The organism is Ruegeria sp. HKCCD6119 (assembly GCF_013110585.1).
Classification (GTDB): Bacteria; Pseudomonadota; Alphaproteobacteria; order Rhodobacterales; family Rhodobacteraceae; genus Ruegeria.
On record NZ_WVQV01000002.1, the window covers coordinates 414,938 to 433,271 of the forward strand.

Annotated in this window: 17 protein-coding genes; 11 read left to right on the forward strand and 6 right to left on the reverse strand. The window is 59.3% G+C overall.

Features of this window, described 5'->3' with window-relative positions; all coding sequences use genetic code 11:
* Positions 1-223: 223 nt before the first annotated feature.
* The 9 genes from sucC to lpdA all read left to right on the forward strand — a co-directional run bounded on the left by sucC (position 224) and on the right by lpdA (position 10,615).
* Entirely contained in the window at positions 224-1,417 is a 1,194-nt protein-coding gene (gene sucC / locus GS611_RS09300; RefSeq protein ID WP_152456830.1) for an ADP-forming succinate--CoA ligase subunit beta, read from the forward strand.
* A gap of 97 nt (positions 1,418-1,514) precedes the next feature.
* The gene (locus tag GS611_RS09305; protein ID WP_171634943.1) at positions 1,515-2,342 is read left to right on the forward strand and encodes a glycosyltransferase family 25 protein; all 828 of its coding nucleotides are present in this window, start codon (positions 1,515-1,517) and stop codon (positions 2,340-2,342) included.
* Between the two features lie 13 nt (positions 2,343-2,355).
* Positions 2,356-3,237 carry a succinate--CoA ligase subunit alpha gene (gene sucD / locus GS611_RS09310; protein WP_152456828.1) on the forward strand — a complete coding sequence of 294 codons (882 nt, stop codon included), beginning with the start codon at positions 2,356-2,358 and terminating at the stop codon, positions 3,235-3,237.
* Positions 3,238-3,359: 122 nt separating this feature from the next.
* Positions 3,360-3,872: a DUF805 domain-containing protein gene (locus GS611_RS09315; protein ID WP_171634946.1), complete on the forward strand. Its 513-nt coding sequence runs from the start codon at positions 3,360-3,362 to the stop codon at positions 3,870-3,872.
* Entirely contained in the window at positions 3,869-4,411 is a 543-nt protein-coding gene (locus GS611_RS09320; protein WP_171634948.1) for a DUF805 domain-containing protein, read from the forward strand. Before GS611_RS09315 ends, GS611_RS09320 begins: the two co-directional genes overlap by 4 nt.
* On the forward strand, positions 4,408-7,365 hold the full coding sequence (locus tag GS611_RS09325) for a 2-oxoglutarate dehydrogenase E1 component (protein WP_171634950.1): 2,958 nt from the start codon (positions 4,408-4,410) through the stop codon (positions 7,363-7,365). Before GS611_RS09320 ends, GS611_RS09325 begins: the two co-directional genes overlap by 4 nt.
* Before the next feature lie 3 nt (positions 7,366-7,368).
* Entirely contained in the window at positions 7,369-8,883 is a 1,515-nt protein-coding gene (odhB, locus tag GS611_RS09330; protein WP_171634952.1) for a 2-oxoglutarate dehydrogenase complex dihydrolipoyllysine-residue succinyltransferase, read from the forward strand.
* A 2-nt stretch (positions 8,884-8,885) separates the two neighbouring features.
* Complete coding sequence (locus GS611_RS09335; protein WP_152456823.1) at positions 8,886-9,155, forward strand: hypothetical protein; 270 nt, start codon at positions 8,886-8,888, stop codon at positions 9,153-9,155.
* A 71-nt stretch (positions 9,156-9,226) separates the two neighbouring features.
* Positions 9,227-10,615: a dihydrolipoyl dehydrogenase gene (gene lpdA / locus GS611_RS09340; protein WP_171634953.1), complete on the forward strand. Its 1,389-nt coding sequence runs from the start codon at positions 9,227-9,229 to the stop codon at positions 10,613-10,615.
* A 21-nt stretch (positions 10,616-10,636) separates the two neighbouring features.
* Here the strand turns inward: lpdA and GS611_RS09345 are convergent, their stop codons facing one another.
* Positions 10,637-11,215, reverse strand: a complete 579-nt coding sequence (locus tag GS611_RS09345) for a TetR/AcrR family transcriptional regulator (protein WP_171634954.1) — start codon at positions 11,213-11,215, stop codon at positions 10,637-10,639.
* Between the two features lie 102 nt (positions 11,216-11,317).
* Here GS611_RS09345 and GS611_RS09350 point away from each other — a divergent pair, with 102 nt between their 5' ends.
* Positions 11,318-11,911, forward strand: a complete 594-nt coding sequence (locus tag GS611_RS09350; RefSeq protein WP_171171173.1) for an NAD(P)H-dependent oxidoreductase — start codon at positions 11,318-11,320, stop codon at positions 11,909-11,911.
* A 20-nt stretch (positions 11,912-11,931) separates the two neighbouring features.
* Here the strand turns inward: GS611_RS09350 and GS611_RS09355 are convergent, their stop codons facing one another.
* The 4 genes from GS611_RS09355 to GS611_RS09370 are packed head-to-tail and all read right to left on the reverse strand — an operon-like array spanning position 11,932 to position 14,837.
* Positions 11,932-12,537, reverse strand: a complete 606-nt coding sequence (locus tag GS611_RS09355) for a pyridoxamine 5'-phosphate oxidase family protein (protein WP_171634955.1) — start codon at positions 12,535-12,537, stop codon at positions 11,932-11,934.
* A complete protein-coding gene (locus GS611_RS09360; RefSeq protein ID WP_171171175.1) occupies positions 12,521-13,264 on the reverse strand; it encodes a 1-acyl-sn-glycerol-3-phosphate acyltransferase in 744 nt (247 codons plus the stop codon). Before GS611_RS09360 ends, GS611_RS09355 begins: the two co-directional genes overlap by 17 nt.
* On the reverse strand, positions 13,264-14,163 hold the full coding sequence (locus tag GS611_RS09365) for an ABC transporter permease (RefSeq protein WP_171634956.1): 900 nt from the start codon (positions 14,161-14,163) through the stop codon (positions 13,264-13,266). Before GS611_RS09365 ends, GS611_RS09360 begins: the two co-directional genes overlap by 1 nt.
* The gene (locus tag GS611_RS09370) at positions 14,160-14,837 is read right to left on the reverse strand and encodes a cell division ATP-binding protein FtsE (RefSeq protein WP_152456816.1); all 678 of its coding nucleotides are present in this window, start codon (positions 14,835-14,837) and stop codon (positions 14,160-14,162) included. Before GS611_RS09370 ends, GS611_RS09365 begins: the two co-directional genes overlap by 4 nt.
* Before the next feature lie 182 nt (positions 14,838-15,019).
* Here GS611_RS09370 and GS611_RS09375 point away from each other — a divergent pair, with 182 nt between their 5' ends.
* Positions 15,020-15,760 (forward strand): zinc-ribbon domain-containing protein, encoded by a 741-nt coding sequence (locus GS611_RS09375; protein WP_171634958.1) that lies wholly within the window; start codon positions 15,020-15,022, stop codon positions 15,758-15,760.
* A gap of 3 nt (positions 15,761-15,763) precedes the next feature.
* Here GS611_RS09375 and GS611_RS09380 read toward each other — a convergent pair whose 3' ends face one another.
* Complete coding sequence (locus tag GS611_RS09380; RefSeq protein ID WP_371732238.1) at positions 15,764-18,307, reverse strand: TIGR02302 family protein; 2,544 nt, start codon at positions 18,305-18,307, stop codon at positions 15,764-15,766.
* Between the last annotated feature and the right edge of the window lie 27 nt (positions 18,308-18,334).

The following is an 18,334-nucleotide window of genomic DNA, read 5'->3' on the forward strand; positions in this document are numbered from 1 at the left end:
CGCAAACGCCGCAAATCCCTTTTTTCGAATGTGATTTTCTGACGCGGCGCAGTTTTTTCGAATCGTTTTGCCGCATCAGAAATTTTGTGATCACACCCTAAAAACCCGTGATCACAAATGTTGAAAATCTTCGCTAAAAACCCATCGAGCATCAAAAAACCCTTTAAACTTGCCCGCTAGACACCCCTATAACGATTAAACGCAGTCAGACGGGACAGTTTCGATGAACATTCACGAATATCAGGCCAAAGCCCTCCTTCGCAGCTATGGCGCACCGGTGTCCGATGGTCGCGCCGTGTTGCGCGCCGAAGAAGCCAAAACCGCAGCAGGTGAGCTGGACGGCCCGCTTTGGGTTGTCAAAGCACAGATCCACGCAGGTGGTCGCGGCAAGGGTTCGTTCAAAGAGGCCGACGCCGGTGAAAAAGGCGGTGTTCGTCTGACCAAATCGGTTGAAGAAGCCGCTGAAGAAGCCAAAAAGATGCTGGGCCGTACACTGGTCACGCATCAGACCGGTCCGGCAGGCAAGCAGGTCAACCGCATCTATATCGAAGCAGGCTCGGGCATCGAGCGTGAACTGTACCTGGCCCTGCTGGTGGACCGCCAGACCAGCCGCATTTCCTTCGTCTGTTCGACCGAGGGCGGCATGGACATCGAAGAAGTGGCCGCAGCGACGCCCGAGAAAATCCTGTCCTTCTCGGTCGATCCGGCCACCGGTTACATGCCGTATCACGGTCGCCGCATCGCCTTCTCGCTGGGTCTGGAAGGCCCGCAAGTCAAGCAATGCGTCAAACTGATGGGTCAGCTCTATCAAGCCTTCGTCGAGAAGGACATGGAGATGCTGGAAATCAACCCGCTGATCGTCTCGGACAGCGGCGATCTCAAGGTGCTGGACGCCAAGGTCGGCTTTGACGGCAACGCGGTCTACCGCCACCCGGACATCGCCGAACTGCGCGACACGACCGAGGAAGACCCCAAGGAACTGGAAGCCTCCAAGTACGACCTGAACTACATCGCACTGGATGGTGAGATCGGCTGCATGGTCAACGGTGCCGGTCTGGCGATGGCGACGATGGACATCATCAAGCTGTACGGGGCTGAGCCTGCCAACTTCCTCGACGTGGGTGGCGGCGCCACCAAAGAGAAGGTCACCGAGGCGTTCAAGATCATCACCTCGGACCCGCAGGTCAAAGGCATTCTGGTCAACATCTTCGGCGGCATCATGCGCTGTGACGTGATCGCCGAGGGCGTTGTCGCCGCGGTGAAAGAGGTCGGCCTGAAGGTTCCCCTGGTTGTGCGTCTGGAAGGTACGAATGTCGAGAAGGGCAAAGAGATCATCAACACCTCTGGCCTGGACGTGATCGCGGCGGACAACCTGAAGGACGGCGCCGAAAAGATCGTGAAGGCGGTTAAGGGTTAAGCTTGTTCAAGTGGGGCTGGCCTCGGGCCCGCCCCATCGCGGTTAAAACCAAGCTGAAAAACATTGCCGCGCAAGGCTGAAAGAAGCAATCGATCTGATGACCATCCCAATCTTCCTCATAGGCTTGGAACGCGCCACAGGGCGGGCGCGTTTGATGGAGCAGGAGCTGCAAAAGGCAGGCCTGTCGGCGACGCGCGTCAACGCTGTTGACTGCGATGCCGCCACCCGTGAGGATTTCCTGCGCGAATGCAAGGCCGAGGGGCCGTGGGGCTATTTCCATACCAAGGACATGGCTTGCACCCTCAGCCATGCCAAAGCATGGGAGGCGCTGATCGCCTCGGGCGCGGAACAGGCCTTGATCCTCGAAGATGATGTGTTTCTGACACCGGAATTGGCCGACTGGTTGAATGATGCGTCATGGTGGCCCGCAGATGCCGATATCGTCCGGTTCGAACGCTGGCGCAGCACGAAGCTTTACGTGGCACTTGGACGCAAGCGGTTGTCCCATTTGGGGCGGGAACTGCGCCTGATGCGCTCGCGCCATCCCGGTGGTGCAGCTTATGCGCTGACACGCGAAGCGGCCCGGCACTTTCTGGCCCAGAAACCCTTTGACATCACGCTGGATGGTTTGTTGTTCAACCCGTCCGCCTCGCCGGCGGCGCGTCAGATCAACATCTATCAGGTGATCCCGGCCATGGTCGAACAGGGCAACGAAGCGCCCGGCGAATACAATATGGGTGCACCGCGCGCGCGGCCAACAGGCTGGCCTCTGATCCGGCAAAAAGTAAGGCGTGGCATCGCTGAAATCAGCAGCGGCCTGCGTACCACGGCCAACCTGGCCCTGGGACGTGCCACGCTCGAGAAAATTACCTATGCGCCGCAGGTTCTGCCGGCGACTGAACCCAATCAATCCAACACCGCCTAGAGAAAGGGACAAAATGGCAGTCCTCATCGACGAAAACACCAAAGTGATCTGTCAGGGCTTTACCGGCTCGCAGGGTACATTCCACAGCGAACAGGCCATTGCCTATGGCACCAAGATGGTCGGCGGCGTCACCCCCGGCAAAGGCGGGATGGAGCATCTGGGCCTGCCCGTGTTCAACTCGGTCCACGAGGCCAAGCATGTGACCGAAGCCAATGCCAGCGTGATCTATGTGCCGCCGCCGTTTGCTGCGGATTCGATCCTCGAAGCGATTGATGCCGAGATGGAGGTGATCGTCTGCATCACCGAAGGCATCCCGGTGCTGGACATGATGAAGGTGAAGCGCGCGCTGGAAGGCAGCAAATCCCGCCTGATCGGCCCGAACTGCCCCGGTGTGATTACACCCGACGCCTGCAAGATCGGCATCATGCCCGGCCACATCCACAAGCGCGGCTCGGTCGGTGTTGTGTCGCGTTCGGGCACCCTGACCTATGAGGCCGTCAAGCAGACCACCGATGTGGGTCTGGGCCAGTCCACCTGCGTGGGCATCGGCGGCGACCCGATCAAAGGGACTGAGCATATCGACGTGCTGGAATGGTTCCTGGCCGATGACGAGACCGAGTCGATCATCATGATCGGTGAGATCGGTGGTTCGGCCGAGGAAGAAGCCGCGCAGTTCCTGGCGGATGAGGCCAAGAAGGGCCGCAAGAAGCCGACCGCCGGTTTCATCGCGGGCCGCACAGCCCCTCCGGGCCGCCGCATGGGCCACGCGGGCGCGATTGTCGCTGGCGGCAAGGGCGGTGCCGAGGACAAGATCGAAGCCATGCGCAGTGCTGGGATCGTCGTGGCCGAAAGCCCGGCTCAGCTGGGCGAGGCTGTGCTGGAAGCGATTGGGTAAGCTGTGATTGCCCATAGCGCATATGTGCTGAGGGCAGCGCCCGACCGCGGGTGGGTGCAAAGCGCCCGCCCATGGGGGCGGTCGGGCGCTGCCCGGCGGTGTCGCCGGGCAGGTGGGTATTGATGGTACCAATGCAGGCCATATCGACCGGATTTCGGAAAACCTTTGTTTGCTCCGGCAGAGCCACACGCTCAGAATTCTGGTGGTTTGCACCGGTCGCGCTTGTCTTGCCGATCGTAACAGCAACACAGCTTAAATGGCAGAAAGCCGAGATTTGGGGCATCTGGCAACTGTTTGTCGTTATGGTAGCCTGTGTCCCTCTGCTATCGGCCATGAGCCGCCGGTTGCAAGATACTGGTGAGGAGGGTCGTCAGGCATTCTATCCATTCATGCCTTTAATTATTCTCTGGTTAGGTTATCAGGTGACATACTGGCTTGGGTTCGTCCTGCTAGCCGGTAGCGGTTTCGGCATCCTCTTTCTCGGGTTGTTCGTCATCGTGCTTATCGCCGCAGCGCTCCTTATTGGATTTATCACAAGCGCACTGGTTGCAGCCAACGTTCTTGGCATGATGCTTGTAGCATCAGATCCGCAAAGCAATCGCTTCGGAGCGCCCGAGGGAGGAGTGACACCATGACCTTCTCCGACGCCATCCGCACCTGTTTTGCCAATGTCTTCACCTTCTCAGGTCGTGCCTCGCGGCCCGAGTACTGGTTCTTTTTCCTGTTCATCGTGATCTGGAACATCATTGCCGGCATCATCGACTGGCAGTTCTTCACTCAGGTCGCGATCACCGAAAGCGATGAGGTGAAATCCGTCACCGCAACGTCCTCGGCTCCGGTGCAGAGCATCGTCGGCCTGATCGTCTTCTTCCCGCATCTGGCCGTTGCGTGGCGGCGGATGCACGATACCGGGCGCAGCGGGCTGTATGCTCTGCTGCCGATCCTGCTGATCCTCGGGGCCTTTGCCGTCCTGATCTTTGGTATCGGGATCGCCTCGAGTTTTCAGCATGGCGGAACGCTCGACATTTTGTTTACCCGCGCAACATTGCTGATCGTCATCCCGACACTTATCGTTCTGGTGGTGTCGCCCCTCCTGGTGCTGTGGTGGCTGACCCGCCCCAGCCAGCCAGGCACCAATCAATACGGTCCCAACCCACATGAGGTAGCCCAATGACCGAACACTCGCCCAATACTGCCTTTCACGCCTCCAGCTTCATGCAGGGGCATAATGCCGAATATCTGGAACAGCTTTATGCGCAGTACACCAAGAACCCCGGTGCGGTAGACGCTGCCTGGGTCGAGTTCTTCAAGGCCATGGGTGACGCCGCGCCTGATGTTCAGCGCGAGGCCGAGGGGCCTTCGTGGGCGCGAACCGACTGGCCGCCCATGCCAGCGGATGATCTGACCGGTGCGTTGACCGGCGAGTGGGCCGAGATTGACGCCAAGGCCGCAGGCAAGAAGATCAAGGAAAAGGCCACCGACAAAGGTGTCGAAGTCAGCGATGACCAGATCAAGCGCGCGGTGCTGGACAGTCTGCGGGCGCTGATGCTGATCCGGGCCTATCGGATCCGGGGCCATCTGGCCGCCAACCTTGACCCCCTTGGCATGCGCGCGGCCAGCAATCATCCGGAACTGGATCCCAAAACCTACGGCTTCACCGATGCCGATATGGATCGCCCGATCTTTATCGACAACGTTCTGGGACTTCAGGTCGCCTCGATGCGGCAGATCGTCGAGATCGTGAAACGGACCTATTGCGGTACTTTTGCGCTGCAATACATGCATATCTCGAACCCGGAAGAGGCCGCCTGGCTGAAAGAGCGCATTGAGGGCTATGGCAAGGAAATCCAGTTCACCAAGGAAGGCCGCAAAGCTATCCTGAACAAGATGGTCGAGGCCGAAGGCTTTGAGAAATTCCTGCACGTCAAGTACATGGGCACCAAGCGCTTTGGTCTCGATGGCGGTGAGGCGCTTATTCCGGCGATGGAGCAGATCATCAAACGTGGTGGCGCGCTCGGGCTCAGTGATATCGTGATCGGGATGCCGCACCGGGGCCGATTGAACATTCTGGCCAATGTGATGGGCAAACCGTACCGCGCCATTTTCAACGAATTCCAGGGCGGCAGTTTCAAACCCGAAGACGTGGATGGTTCGGGCGACGTGAAATACCACCTCGGTGCTTCAAGCGATCGCGAGTTCGACGGCAACAGCGTGCACCTGTCGCTGACGGCGAACCCGTCGCACCTTGAGGCGGTGAACCCTGTGGTTCTGGGCAAGGTCCGCGCCAAGCAGGATCAGTTGGGCGACACGGACCGCACCAAGGTCATGGCCATTCTGCTGCACGGCGATGCAGCCTTTGCCGGTCAGGGCGTCGTGGCCGAAGGCTTTGGCCTGAGCGGTCTGCGCGGGCATCGCACCGGCGGGACAATGCATATCGTGGTGAACAACCAGATCGGCTTTACCACCGCGCCGCATTTTTCACGCTCCAGCCCTTATCCGACGGATATCGCGCTGATGGTCGAGGCGCCGATCTTCCACGTGAACGGGGATGACCCCGAGGCAGTTGTTCATGCAGCCAAGGTGGCGACCGAGTTCCGCCAGAAATTCCACAAGGACGTGGTTCTGGATATCTTCTGTTATCGCCGGTTTGGTCACAACGAGGGCGACGAGCCCATGTTCACCAACCCGATCATGTACAAGAAGATCAAGACGCATAAGACCACGCTGTCTTTGTACACTGAGCGCCTCGTCAAGGATGGCCTGATCCCCGAGGGTGAGATCGAGGATATGAAAGCGGCCTTCCAGGCTCATCTGAACGACGAATTCGAGGCCGGTAAGGACTATAAACCCAACAAGGCCGATTGGCTGGATGGGCGCTGGTCGCATCTTGACAAGAACAAAGACGAATACATGCGCGGCGAGACGGCGATCACGCCGGAAACCATGGCCGAAATCGGGGATGCCCTTACCCGCGCACCAAGCGGATTTGCCATGCACAAGACGGTTGGTCGTCTGCTTGAGCACAAGAAACAGATGTTTGAAACCGGTAAAGGCTTTGACTGGGCCACTGGTGAGGCGTTGGCTTTCGGATCCTTGCTGACCGAGGGCTACCCGGTACGCCTTGCAGGGCAGGACGCCACGCGCGGCACCTTCAGCCAACGCCATTCCGGATTCGTTCATCAGGAAACTGAAGAACGGTATTACCCGCTGAACAACATTCGCGCAGGTCAGTCGCATTACGAAGTGATCGACTCGATGCTGTCCGAATATGCAGTGCTCGGCTTCGAATACGGATACTCGTTGGCCGAACCAAATGCGCTGGTCCTGTGGGAAGCCCAGTTCGGGGACTTCGCCAACGGCGCGCAGATCATGTTCGACCAATTCATCAGTTCGGGTGAATCGAAATGGCTGCGGATGTCCGGCCTGGTCTGTCTGCTGCCGCACGGGTTCGAGGGGCAAGGCCCCGAACACTCGTCGGCAAGGCTGGAGCGGTTCCTGCAAATGTGCGGTCAGGACAACTGGATTGTGGCGAACTGCACGACGCCTGCGAACTATTTCCACATCCTGCGCCGCCAACTGCACCGGACATTCCGCAAGCCGTTGATCCTGGTGACACCGAAATCACTGCTGCGTCACAAACTGGCCGTCAGCACCGCCGATGATTTCACCACCGGATCCAGCTTCCACCGGGTACTGTGGGATGATGCACAGAAGGGCAATTCCGACACCAAACTGGTGGCGGATGACAAGATCAAACGTGTGGTGATGTGTTCCGGAAAAGTCTATTTCGACCTGCTGGAGGAACGCGATGCTCGCGGCATCGACGACATTTATCTGATGCGGATCGAACAGTTCTATCCTTTCCCGGCGCATTCTCTGATCAACGAGCTTGAACGGTTCAAGAATGCCGAAATGGTCTGGTGTCAGGAAGAGCCCAAAAACCAAGGTGCGTGGACCTTTATCGAACCCAATATCGAATGGGTTCTGTCCCGGATCGGCGCGAAACATACCCGTCCGGCTTATGTCGGTCGCGCAACCTCGGCCTCGCCCGCGACGGGCCTGGCCAGCCAACACAAAGCCCAACAAGAAGCGCTGGTTAACGAAGCGCTGAGCCTCGAAGGAAAATAAGCGATGACGATTGAAGTTCGTGTTCCCACGCTTGGCGAGTCGGTCACCGAAGCCACTGTTGCAACATGGTTCAAAAAGCCCGGTGATGCGGTCGCCATGGATGAGATGCTGTGTGAGCTGGAGACTGACAAGGTGACGGTCGAAGTGCCCTCTCCCTCAGCTGGCGTGATGGGTGAGATTGTGGCCGCCGAAGGCGACACGGTTGGTGTCGATGCTCTGCTGGCGACGATTGCTGCCGGTGAAGGTGCGGCCGCGCCTGCCCCGGCAACAGCCGCAGCACCCCCCGAGGCCGCACCCTCTGCATCGGGCGGGTCGGTTGACGTGATGGTGCCCACGCTTGGCGAATCTGTGACTGAGGCGACTGTTTCGACCTGGTTCAAGCAAGTCGGCGACAGCGTCGCGCAGGACGAGATGCTGTGTGAGTTGGAAACCGACAAAGTCTCGGTCGAGGTACCCGCCCCGGCTGCGGGTGTTCTGGCGGAAATCGTCGCGCCGGAAGGTGCAACCGTTGATGCAACCGCCAAGCTGGCAGTCATCTCGGGCGCGGCCGCAGGCGCAGCCCCTGCACCGGCAGCTGCTGCCGCGGCTCCTGCTGCGGCAAGCACCGGCAAGGATGTTGCAAATGCGCCGTCTGCCGAAAAGGCGATGGCCGAAGCCGGGTTGTCAGCCGATCAGGTCACCGGCACCGGTCGCGATGGTCGCATCATGAAGGAAGATGTCGCCAAGGCAGTCGCGGCTGCTTCGGCCCCCGCACCTGCGGCGGCTGCGCCGGCGCCCGTTGCTCAGGTTCCGCGCGCACCGGTTGCTGCCGAAGATGAGGCTCGCGAAGAGCGTGTACGGATGACCCGTCTGCGTCAGACCATCGCCAAGCGCCTGAAGGATGCGCAGAACACCGCCGCGATCCTGACCACCTATAACGAGGTGGACATGACCGAAGTCATGGCCCTGCGCAATCAGTACAAAGACCAGTTCGAGAAGAAGCACGGTGTGCGCCTGGGCTTCATGTCCTTCTTCACCAAGGCCTGCTGCCATGCCCTGAAAGAAGTGCCCGAGGTCAATGCCGAGATCGATGGCACCGACATCGTCTACAAGAACTTCGTTCACATGGGCGTTGCGGCCGGCACGCCGCAGGGTCTGGTGGTTCCGGTCATTCGCGACGCGGACAGCATGTCGTTTGCAGCCATTGAAAAAGCCATCGCCGAAAAGGGCAAGCGCGCCCGCGATGGCAAGCTTTCGATGGCCGAGATGCAGGGCGGTACCTTCACAATCTCGAACGGTGGCGTCTACGGCTCGCTGATGTCCTCGCCGATCCTGAACCCCCCGCAGTCGGGCATTCTGGGCATGCACAAGATTCAGGAACGACCGATGGTCATCAATGGCGAGATCAAGATCCGTCCGATGATGTATCTGGCCCTGTCCTATGACCACCGCATTGTTGACGGCAAGGGCGCGGTAACCTTCCTGGTTCGCGTGAAAGAGGCGCTTGAAGATCCGCGCCGCCTGCTGATGGATCTGTGACCATGGCGACACATGTACTCTGGCAGGCCGATGTGGCCGATTTCGACGCCTGGCTGAAAGTGTTCCGCGAGGACAAGCCGATGCGCAAGGCCGCGGGTATCCGCGACCTGCATGTCTGGCGCGACCCCGATCAGAAGGACCATGCGATCGCGATGTTCGAGGTGATCAACCTGGACAAGGCCAAGGCATTTTTCGGATCCGAAGAATTGGCAATGCACCATGAACGAGGCGGCATTGCGCATATCTCGATCAAGCTGCTGGAACCCGTTTGACAAAGATATTCCCGACCCGCCAGATCGGGTCGGGAAAGCGCCGGATCGTCCGGTCGGTTTAGGAGAATGTAATGGCAAACTATGACGTCATCGTAATCGGCGCCGGACCCGGCGGCTATGTCTGCGCGATCCGCTGCGCTCAACTGGGCTTGAAAACCGCTGTGGTCGAGGGGCGCGAAACGCTGGGTGGCACTTGTCTGAACGTGGGCTGCATCCCGTCAAAAGCTCTGCTGCATGCCAGCCATCAGCTTCATGAAGCCGAACACAACTTTGCCAAGATGGGCCTGAAGGGCAAATCGCCTTCGGTCGATTGGAAACAGATGCAGGCCTACAAGGATGAGGTGATCGAGGGCAACACCAAGGGCATCGAGTTTCTGTTCAAGAAGAACAAGATCGACTGGCTGAAAGGCTGGGGCTCGATCCCTGCGGCCGGCAAAGTTCAGGTTGGCGATGAAATCCATGAAACCAAGAACATTATCATTGCGTCAGGCTCCGAACCGTCCTCGCTGCCCGGTGTCGAAGTCGATGAGAAAGTCGTTGTGACCTCAACCGGAGCGCTGTCTCTGGGAAAGATCCCGAAGAAAATGGTGGTGATCGGCGCGGGTGTGATCGGGTTGGAACTGGGTTCGGTGTACAGCCGCCTGGGCGCAGATGTAACGGTGATCGAATTCCTCAAGGACATTACGCCGGGCATGGACCCTGAGGTGCAGAAGACATTCCAGCGTATCCTCAAGAAACAGGGGTTGAACTTCATCATGGGTGCAGCGGTGCAGAAAACCGAAGCAACCAAGACCAAGGCCAAAGTGACATACAAGCTGCTCAAGGACGACAGCGAGCATGTGATCGACGCCGATACCGTGCTGGTGGCCACCGGGCGCAAGCCTTATTCCGATGGTCTGGGGCTGGACGCTCTGGGCGTCGAGATGACCCCGCGCAGCCAGATCAAGGTGGGTGCGGACTGGCAGACCAACGTACCGGGCATCTACGCCATCGGCGACGTGATCGAAGGCCCGATGCTGGCGCACAAGGCCGAAGATGAAGGTATGGCCGCGGCGGAACAGGTTGCGGGCAAGCATGGGCATGTGAACTATGGTGTCATTCCGGGTGTGATCTATACGTGGCCCGAGGTCGCCAATGTTGGTGAAACCGAGGCGACGCTCAAAGAACAAGGCCGTGCCTACAAGGTCGGCAAGTTCATGTTCATGGGCAACGGCCGCGCCAAAGCCAACTTTGCCTCTGACGGGTTCGTCAAGATCCTGGCCGACAAGGAAACCGACCGTATCCTGGGCTGCCACATCATCGGCCCCGGCGCAGGCGACCTGATCCATGAGGTCTGCGTGGCGATGGAATTCGGCGCATCCGCCGAAGATCTGGCCCTGACCTGCCACGCGCACCCGACCTATTCCGAGGCCGTGCGCGAGGCCGCACTGGCCTGCGGCGACGGTCCGATCCACAGCTGACAACCTTGCCCCCGGCAGCGATCAGCCTGTCGGGGGCAACCAGGCATCCAGATAGGTCTTCAACCTGTCGGTGAATGTCGTCGCGGAATGCAATGCGCAGAATCTTAGTGACATGGCCTGAATGGCAAAGGCCTGCACACCTTCGGCCAACAACTCGGGTGGCACATCCTTGCGCACCTCTGCATCTTCGAGCCACAGCATCACGATGCGGAAATATCGCTCAAAACAATAGGCCACCGGTCCTATTTCGGCGACAGCCGTAGCACCGGAATACCTGATCAACAAATCGAATACATATCGCTCGGACGTCATGAAACTGTGAACCGGTTCCAGCGCAGTGACGATTTCTGCAACAGTTTTGGGCGGTGTTCCGGCCTCGGCCTGATCCAGACAGGCGTTCAGCTTGTCTGCGATCAGAATTTCCATCAGCGCATCCTTGTCGTGAAAATGCGCGAAAAAGGTGCCCTTCGCGACCCCAGCGGCCTTCACGACCTCTTCCACCCGCAACGCTTCATATCCGCCATTGCGGATGACCTCTTCAGCGGCCGAGAGAAGCTTGGCGCGGGTCTTGATCGTACGTTTCTGAATTGTCTTTTGCATACGGCTCAATCGCATAATTTCTGACCGTGGTCAAATTTTTATTGACCGTAGTCATTTTTTGATTCTATAAATTGACCACGGTCATTTTTCAGGAGATACCCGATGCAACCGAAAAAGATTCTCATCCTTGACGGACACCCCGCAGAAAGCAGCCTGTCACGCACATTTGCCGAAACATACAGAGACGCGGCCCGCAAAAACGGGCACGATGTACGGTTGGTTCATCTGAGCGATCTGCAATTCGATTTTGATTTCGGTCAGGGCAATTATCACGACTTCAAACCGCTTGAGCCGGTTCTGGAACAAGTGCTTCAGGACTTTGAGTGGAGCGACCACCTGGTCCTGACCACCCCGATGTGGTGGGGCGGCCTTCCAGCCAAACTCAAAGGACTGATCGACCGAATGTTCATTCCGGGACGAACCTTTGACACACGGAACACCACCAAGATCGGATTTCCGGCGCCCATGCTGACTGGGCGTACTGCACGCGTCATCCTGACGTCAGACACCCCGGGATGGTTCATGCGCCTGATATACCGGCAGGCGCTAATCCGTCAGGTACGGGACCAGATTCTTGGGTTCGTCGGCTTCAAACCAACCCGTTTCACCTATTTTTCCGGCGCAAGCTATCCCAAGCCCGGCAGCGTAGATCGCTGGGTGGAAAAAGTATCAAGGATCGGGGCCGCTGCGGTTTGAACCACAGCCGACACCCACATCTACCACATCGTTTTTGCGGCGCGTGCAGGCCATTCCTCGTCATATTGCGCGCCGCCTTCCGCGCCGTCTGATGCCTCGGACAGAAGCTGACCTATCGTGGGAAGATCGCCGCTGTCATCACCGCTTGACCAGATGCGCGCCCGGATCAAAGCACGGGCACATTGGCTGTATATCTCGGCGATTTCAACGACGATAACGGTCGCCGGGCGTTTGCCGACCTTCTCGAATTGATGCCGCAGGGTCTCATCCGCCGTTACCCGCGCAAACCCGTTCACCCGAACGACGTTGTTGGACCCCGGAACAAGGAACATCAGCGAAACACGTGGATCGCGCACGATATTGCGCAAACTGTCCAGACGGTTGTTGCCGCGCCAGTCCGGCAGAGCCAGCGTATTCGCATCCAGCTCTTTCACCACCGGGCCATCATCGCCCCGAGGGCTACCATCCACACCTTCAGGACCAACCGTGCTGAGCAAACAGAGGCGCGATGCAAGGATCCACTTGCGATAGAGGGGCGTCAGTTGATGAACGACCTTTCGCAAGGACGGAGCACCGGGCCGACCATACAAAGATTCAAGCGTTTCGATGTCACGAATGTGCTCCATCCGGATCAAACCCCACTTCCCGCATCAACTCGTTGGAACGCGTTTCTATCACATCTTCCAGCCGGGCAAGGAATTCGTCCCGACCAACACCCGGCTCGATTGGGTCGAGGAAATCGACGATCGCAAGGCCCGGTTTGCGCATGACACCCGTTCGGGGCCAGAAGACGCCGGCATTCGTCGCGACCGGAACGCAGGGAAAGCCGAGCCCTTCGTAAAGAACGGCTGTTCCAACCTTGTAAGGTTTCTTCGCACCGGGCGCCACACGTGTCCCTTGCGGGTAAATCACAAGCTGCCCGGGTTCCGAAAACTCTTTCGATACATCCTTGACCATCTTGGTCACCGCAGCACCGCGCTTGCCGCGATTGACCGGAATACAGCCAAGTCGCCGCGCATACATTCCAATGACGGGTGTAAACAAAAGCTCGCGCTTCATAATGAACTTGCCGTGCGGAATCGCATCAAAAATTATGATGATATCAAGAAAAGACTGGTGTTTTGCGGCTATGACCACTTCATTCGTTGGGACCCTACCCCGCACTTCACACCGAATGCCAACCATCCAACGAGCCAGCCACATGGTGCTGCGCGCGTAGGTCTTGCACGCCCTCAGGGCGCCAGCCTTGGAAAACAGTGCATAGGGCAGAAAGACAATGCCAAGGATCAGCATCCAGGCGTAGATCACGATCATGAAGATCAATGACCTAACCCATTGAACAGCCATCAACATCAGGAAAGCTCCTTCAATTTGCGTCGGGCCGCAGCCCAGGTAGCAAAAAACGCGACCATGGCACCAAGGATCGGAATAAGAACCGGCAACGCCCAGTCTTTGCCCTGAAAGCCGACGCCAGCCAGAAAACCACCCGATTCCGAGGCTTCGGGCAGCATCAGAACACCGGTCATGCCCAGCAATGTACCGACTGATGCCCCAAAGAATGCGCGATATGTAAACCGCCTTACGAATGCGCCCGCTATGAACCCGTCGCGTGCACCGACCAGGCGCAGCACTTCGATAATCTGGGCATTTGCGGCAAGCGACGCGTTGGCGGCAAGAGTAATCATGGCCGCGGTCGCACCACCGATCAGCAGGATCGAAATCCACCCCAGACGACGCAGGGACATCGCCGCATCAACCAAAGGCTCCCGCCACCGCGTATGATCATCCAGCACGGCGCCCGGCACCTCGGCCCCCAGTCGCAAACGCAACCCAGCCACGTCGATGCCCGGTTCGGTTTCAATAATCTCGATAAGCTGCGGCACGGGCAGCGTATCCAGCGGTAGATCCGGCCCGAACCAAGGGGCAAGCAACGCCGCCTGCTCTTCCTGCGTCAAAGCACGGGCCGAGGCCACGCCAGGCGTCTGGCTCAGAACGGTCAGCGCGGCCTCGGTCTGGGCCGCACGCTGTTCCGCTGGCGCGTTGATGCGCAGGGTTGCAGCTCCGGCCAGTTCCGAGGCCCAGCGATCCGCAATGCGCCCCGAAGCCAGAGACAGGGCCAGTGCGAATACTGCAAGAAACGCCATCGCACCCGCGACAAACAGAGTCAGGTGTGCCGTATATCCCGTTGGGGGAACAACCCGGTCTGCCCGTTTGTCACCGCGCAACAGATTTTTGAGATCAGGACTGATCATAGATCCGCCCCCGCCAGTTGCAGCTTGCGCTGCGAAATACGCAGGACACGGGCCTGTACCTGGCTTTTGGCCGCGCGGATCAGGCTCAGATCATGGGTGGCGATCAGGACGGTTTTGCCCATCCGGTTCAGTTCGATCAGAAGACGCAGCAGCCGTTGCGACATTTCCCAGTCAACATTGCCCGTCGGCTCATCCGCCAAAACCACGTCAGGCGACAATATGACGGCACGCGCCAGAGCGGCCCTTTGCCGCTCGCCGCCGGACAGTTCAGGCGGGAGCGCTTCGAGCCTGGCGCCAAGACCCACCCAGCTGAGCAGCTCGGTCAGGTTTTCCTGCTCGGATGTTTCCGAACGCCCGGACACCATCAGCGGCAACGCGACGTTTTCGGCAAGCGTCATGTGGTCAAGGAACTGGCAATCCTGATGCACGACACCAACGCGGCGACGCAATACGGCCAGCTGGTCGCGATCAAGGGTTGAAATATCCTGGTCAAACACGCTCAACCGCCCCGAGCTCGGCAGCAGGGCACCATAGCACAGCTTGAGCAACGTGGTCTTGCCCGCCCCGGAAGGCCCGGTCAGAAAGTGAAACGAACCCGGCTGCAATTGTACCGAGACATCACTCAGCAACTCGCCGCCACCGTAGGTGTAGCTGACATTTTCCAGCTCGATCACACGTGCCCCCGTTATTTTGCCGCTCTTCTTGCCCGAGCATGGTGATGGTTTCAATGGCTCTACCGGGTCCAATTGGTGACACTTGACCCGCGAAACCGAAAACGCTCTTTGCTGTTGGGTCTTAACCGAATATCATTCCTGAAAAAACTATTATCGGCCCTTCGCCCGGCCGAGGAGGCAGCATGCGTCTTACATGTCCGAATTGCAGCGCGCAGTACGAGGTTCCTGACGAGGTCATCCCCGAGGAAGGCCGCGACGTACAGTGTTCCAACTGTGATCAGACCTGGTTTCAAGCGAAGCACCCTGCCGAAGCCGCAGGCGCACCGGACAAAAAAGCGGAAACCCCCGAACAGGATGACACATCGCCCGACGTGGTCGACGCTCCGCAGGACGCCGAACCGGGTCCTGTTGAAGAAGCGGTATCCGAAGACAAGCCAGAAGTTGAAGAACCCGCTGCGCCTACAGGGAATGTCGATCCGTCCGTTGCCAGCATTCTGAAAGAGGAAGCTGCCCGCGAAGCGGAATTGCGGGCGCAGGAAGGCAGCAGCCTTGAGAGCCAGCCCGATCTGGGGCTGGATACGCCACCAGAACCCAAGGTGCGCCCCAAGCGGCCTTCGGCTTCGGAAACCGCTGTCGATGCCGGGCAGAAAGACGCGCTGCCGGATGTTGAAGCCATCAATTCGACAATGCGATCTGACGAGTCGGAAGAGGTCCCGCAGCCACCCCGCAAATCGGGCGGATTCCTGCGCGGCTTCGCGTTGATGCTGATCATCGGCGTGGTTCTGTATCTGATCTATGGCAATGCCCAACAGATCAGCGAAGCGGTCCCTCAGGCCGACCCGTTGCTCAGCTCATACGTGTCGCTTGTGGATCAGGCGCGTATCTGGCTTGAAGCACAGGCTGGATCCGGTGCCCAGAACTGAGGTCTAGAACCTCTCCAACAAACGTTTCAGGTATTCCAGTTCGATCTGGGGGCGGTCCGATTCCCCGGTTCTGCGCCGGATTTCATCCAGCAGTTCCCGCGCCCGGCGATACACGTCTTCGCCTTGCAGCAAATTCTCATCTGTTGAAATCGAACCGGCGGCACCCGGATTTCGGCCCAGCGGATCGCGATTGTTGGCTTGCATGTCGCCATCCTGCGTTCCTTGCCCCGGTTGGTTCTGCTGGTTCTGCGCCATCGCCTCACCCAACGAACGCATCCCTTCGCGCAGGGCTTCCATCGCCTCGGATTGCCGGTCGATGGCTTCGGCCAGATCATCCCCACGCAGGGCCTGTTCCGCCTCGTCCATGGCGCGCCCGGCCCGGTCCAGCGCCTCGCGCGCGGCGTCACCTTCGGGCGTACCGGCGCCGGGCAAACCCTGTTGCTGGCGGCTCAGCTCATCTCTTAGCGCTTGCTGCCGATCCGCAAGTGAGCCTTGACCCTGCTGGCCTTCGCCAGCCTGATCCGAGCCTTCCCCCTGACCGCCCTGACCTTCGTGGCTTTGCCCCCGGCCTTGCCCGCCATTGCGTCCCTCATTGCCCTGGCTTTCACCGGATTGAGCGCCCGGGTTGAACTGTTCCTGCAAATCACGGAAGGCCTGATCGCTCAGCCCTTGTTGTTCGCGCAGAGTTTCCGCAAGACCTTCCATGGCCTGCTGACCTTCGGACTGCTGCCCTCCGCCCTGGCCCTGAGTCACACGCATGTTTTCCATCATCTGCTGGAACTCTTCCAGTGCCTGCTGGGCTTCGGCCATCCGGCCCTGTTCCATGAGCTCCTGAATGCGGTCCATCATGCGTTGCAGATCATCCTGCGTCATTTGCAGGGACTCGCCGTTCTGGCCCTGCTGACGCTCGCCATCTTCGCCGTTCGGCTGGGCCAACCGTTGCAGTTGTTGGAGGTAATCCTGCGTCGCTTCGCGCAATTCCTGCATCAGTTCCGCGATTTCCTCGTCGCTGGCGCCGTTCTTCATTGCTTCGGTCAGACGTTCCTGCGCGCGCCGCATCCGTTCCAGCGCATCCGCAAGCGTGCCGTCCTCAATCAACACGGCAAGATCCCAGAGCGCCTGGGCGATCTCTGCCTGCTGTTCGGGTTTCAGCCCGTATTGATCAAAGGTCTCAAGCCGCCGCAGCACGACCCTCAGACGCAAATAGGCAGTTTCCGAACGAAACAAGTCCTCTGGCAGATGAGATACAGCCCGCAGCAGTTGCGCGATCCGAGGCGCATTGGATCGCGACCACAGCAGATCGCGCCGTTGTTCGATCACCGCAGCGGCCAGCGGATCAAAGAACCGACGGGCCGGAAGATCGGTCACATAAGGTTCGGAAGACGATTGCTGATCCGCCGCGTCCGTGGCCATCAAGGTGATCCGAACCGGCAAATGCGCCCATGGGTGTTGCGAGAAATCCTCGATCAGATCTTCTGCAAAATCCACCCGGTCGCCGGTGATCGGCATAGGCAGTTCAACTGCGATCGCTTCGCGTGGTTCGGGCTCTGCCGCCAGACCATAGCGGCGATCAACGGCAGCCAGATCCAGTTCGATCAGGGCAGAGCCTGCAACCACACCATAGTCATCTCCTGCGACGAATGGCAGCTTCATCTGCCCGCCCGCCTCGGCCTCAGCCGATCCAGCCACGGCTATCTGTGGTGCCGTGTCGTCAATGATCTCAACGGCCCATTCCCGCCTCGCTGGCCCGTCGATGCGCAATTGGCCAGAGCGTTCTGCCACGAACTCCTGCTCGGGGTCGGTCGCCGCCTCGGCCCCCAGGGCCGAGCTGTTTTCCGTCAGGCTATGTGCGCCAACCTCACCATAAAGCCGCAAGGTAACGCGACTGCCCTTGGGAACGGCAAGCTCTGCATCCGTTTGGTCCGCAAGATACAGCGTTGGAAGGCCCGTATAGCGCGGGGGTTCGACCCATCCTTCCCAAGTCGGCCCCTGCCCGGCGGCAGCAGTGCCCGGGGCCATGTCCGCCACAGACCCCACGCGCCACAAAGAGCCGAAAACAAGCGCTACGACAAAAGCCAGCAACGCCGCGTAGCGCAGTGCATAAGGATCTCGCGATGCCAGCCGAAGGTCTGGTTTCACGGCCTCGGCCGTCGCGACCCGTTGCTCCATCCGGGCTTTGTGGGCTTGCCACAGCGCCACAGAATCCCGATCGGCCGCACCGATAGCCTGATCATCCATCAAGGCCTGAATTGGGCGTCCCGGCAAGGTCTCATCCAGCCGCATCAAAACCTCGGCGCGCGAAGGCAACTTGAGACCCCTCAGGCCAAGCACCGCAGCTGTCAAAAACGACCCCAAGGACAGCGCGCCGACCGCCCAGACAATTTCCACGGAAACAACATCTTGAAGCCCCAGCATCAAAGCCGCAAGCAGAACAAGTACAATCGAGAACGCCGGCCAGAACGCGCGCAACACCTGTTCTGCCACCATGCCGACATGAGTCAGCCACACGGACAGGCGCGGAATGGGCAGGTTTGAACGGTCGGACAAGACGGGCCTCCGGGGTTAGGCCCGCGC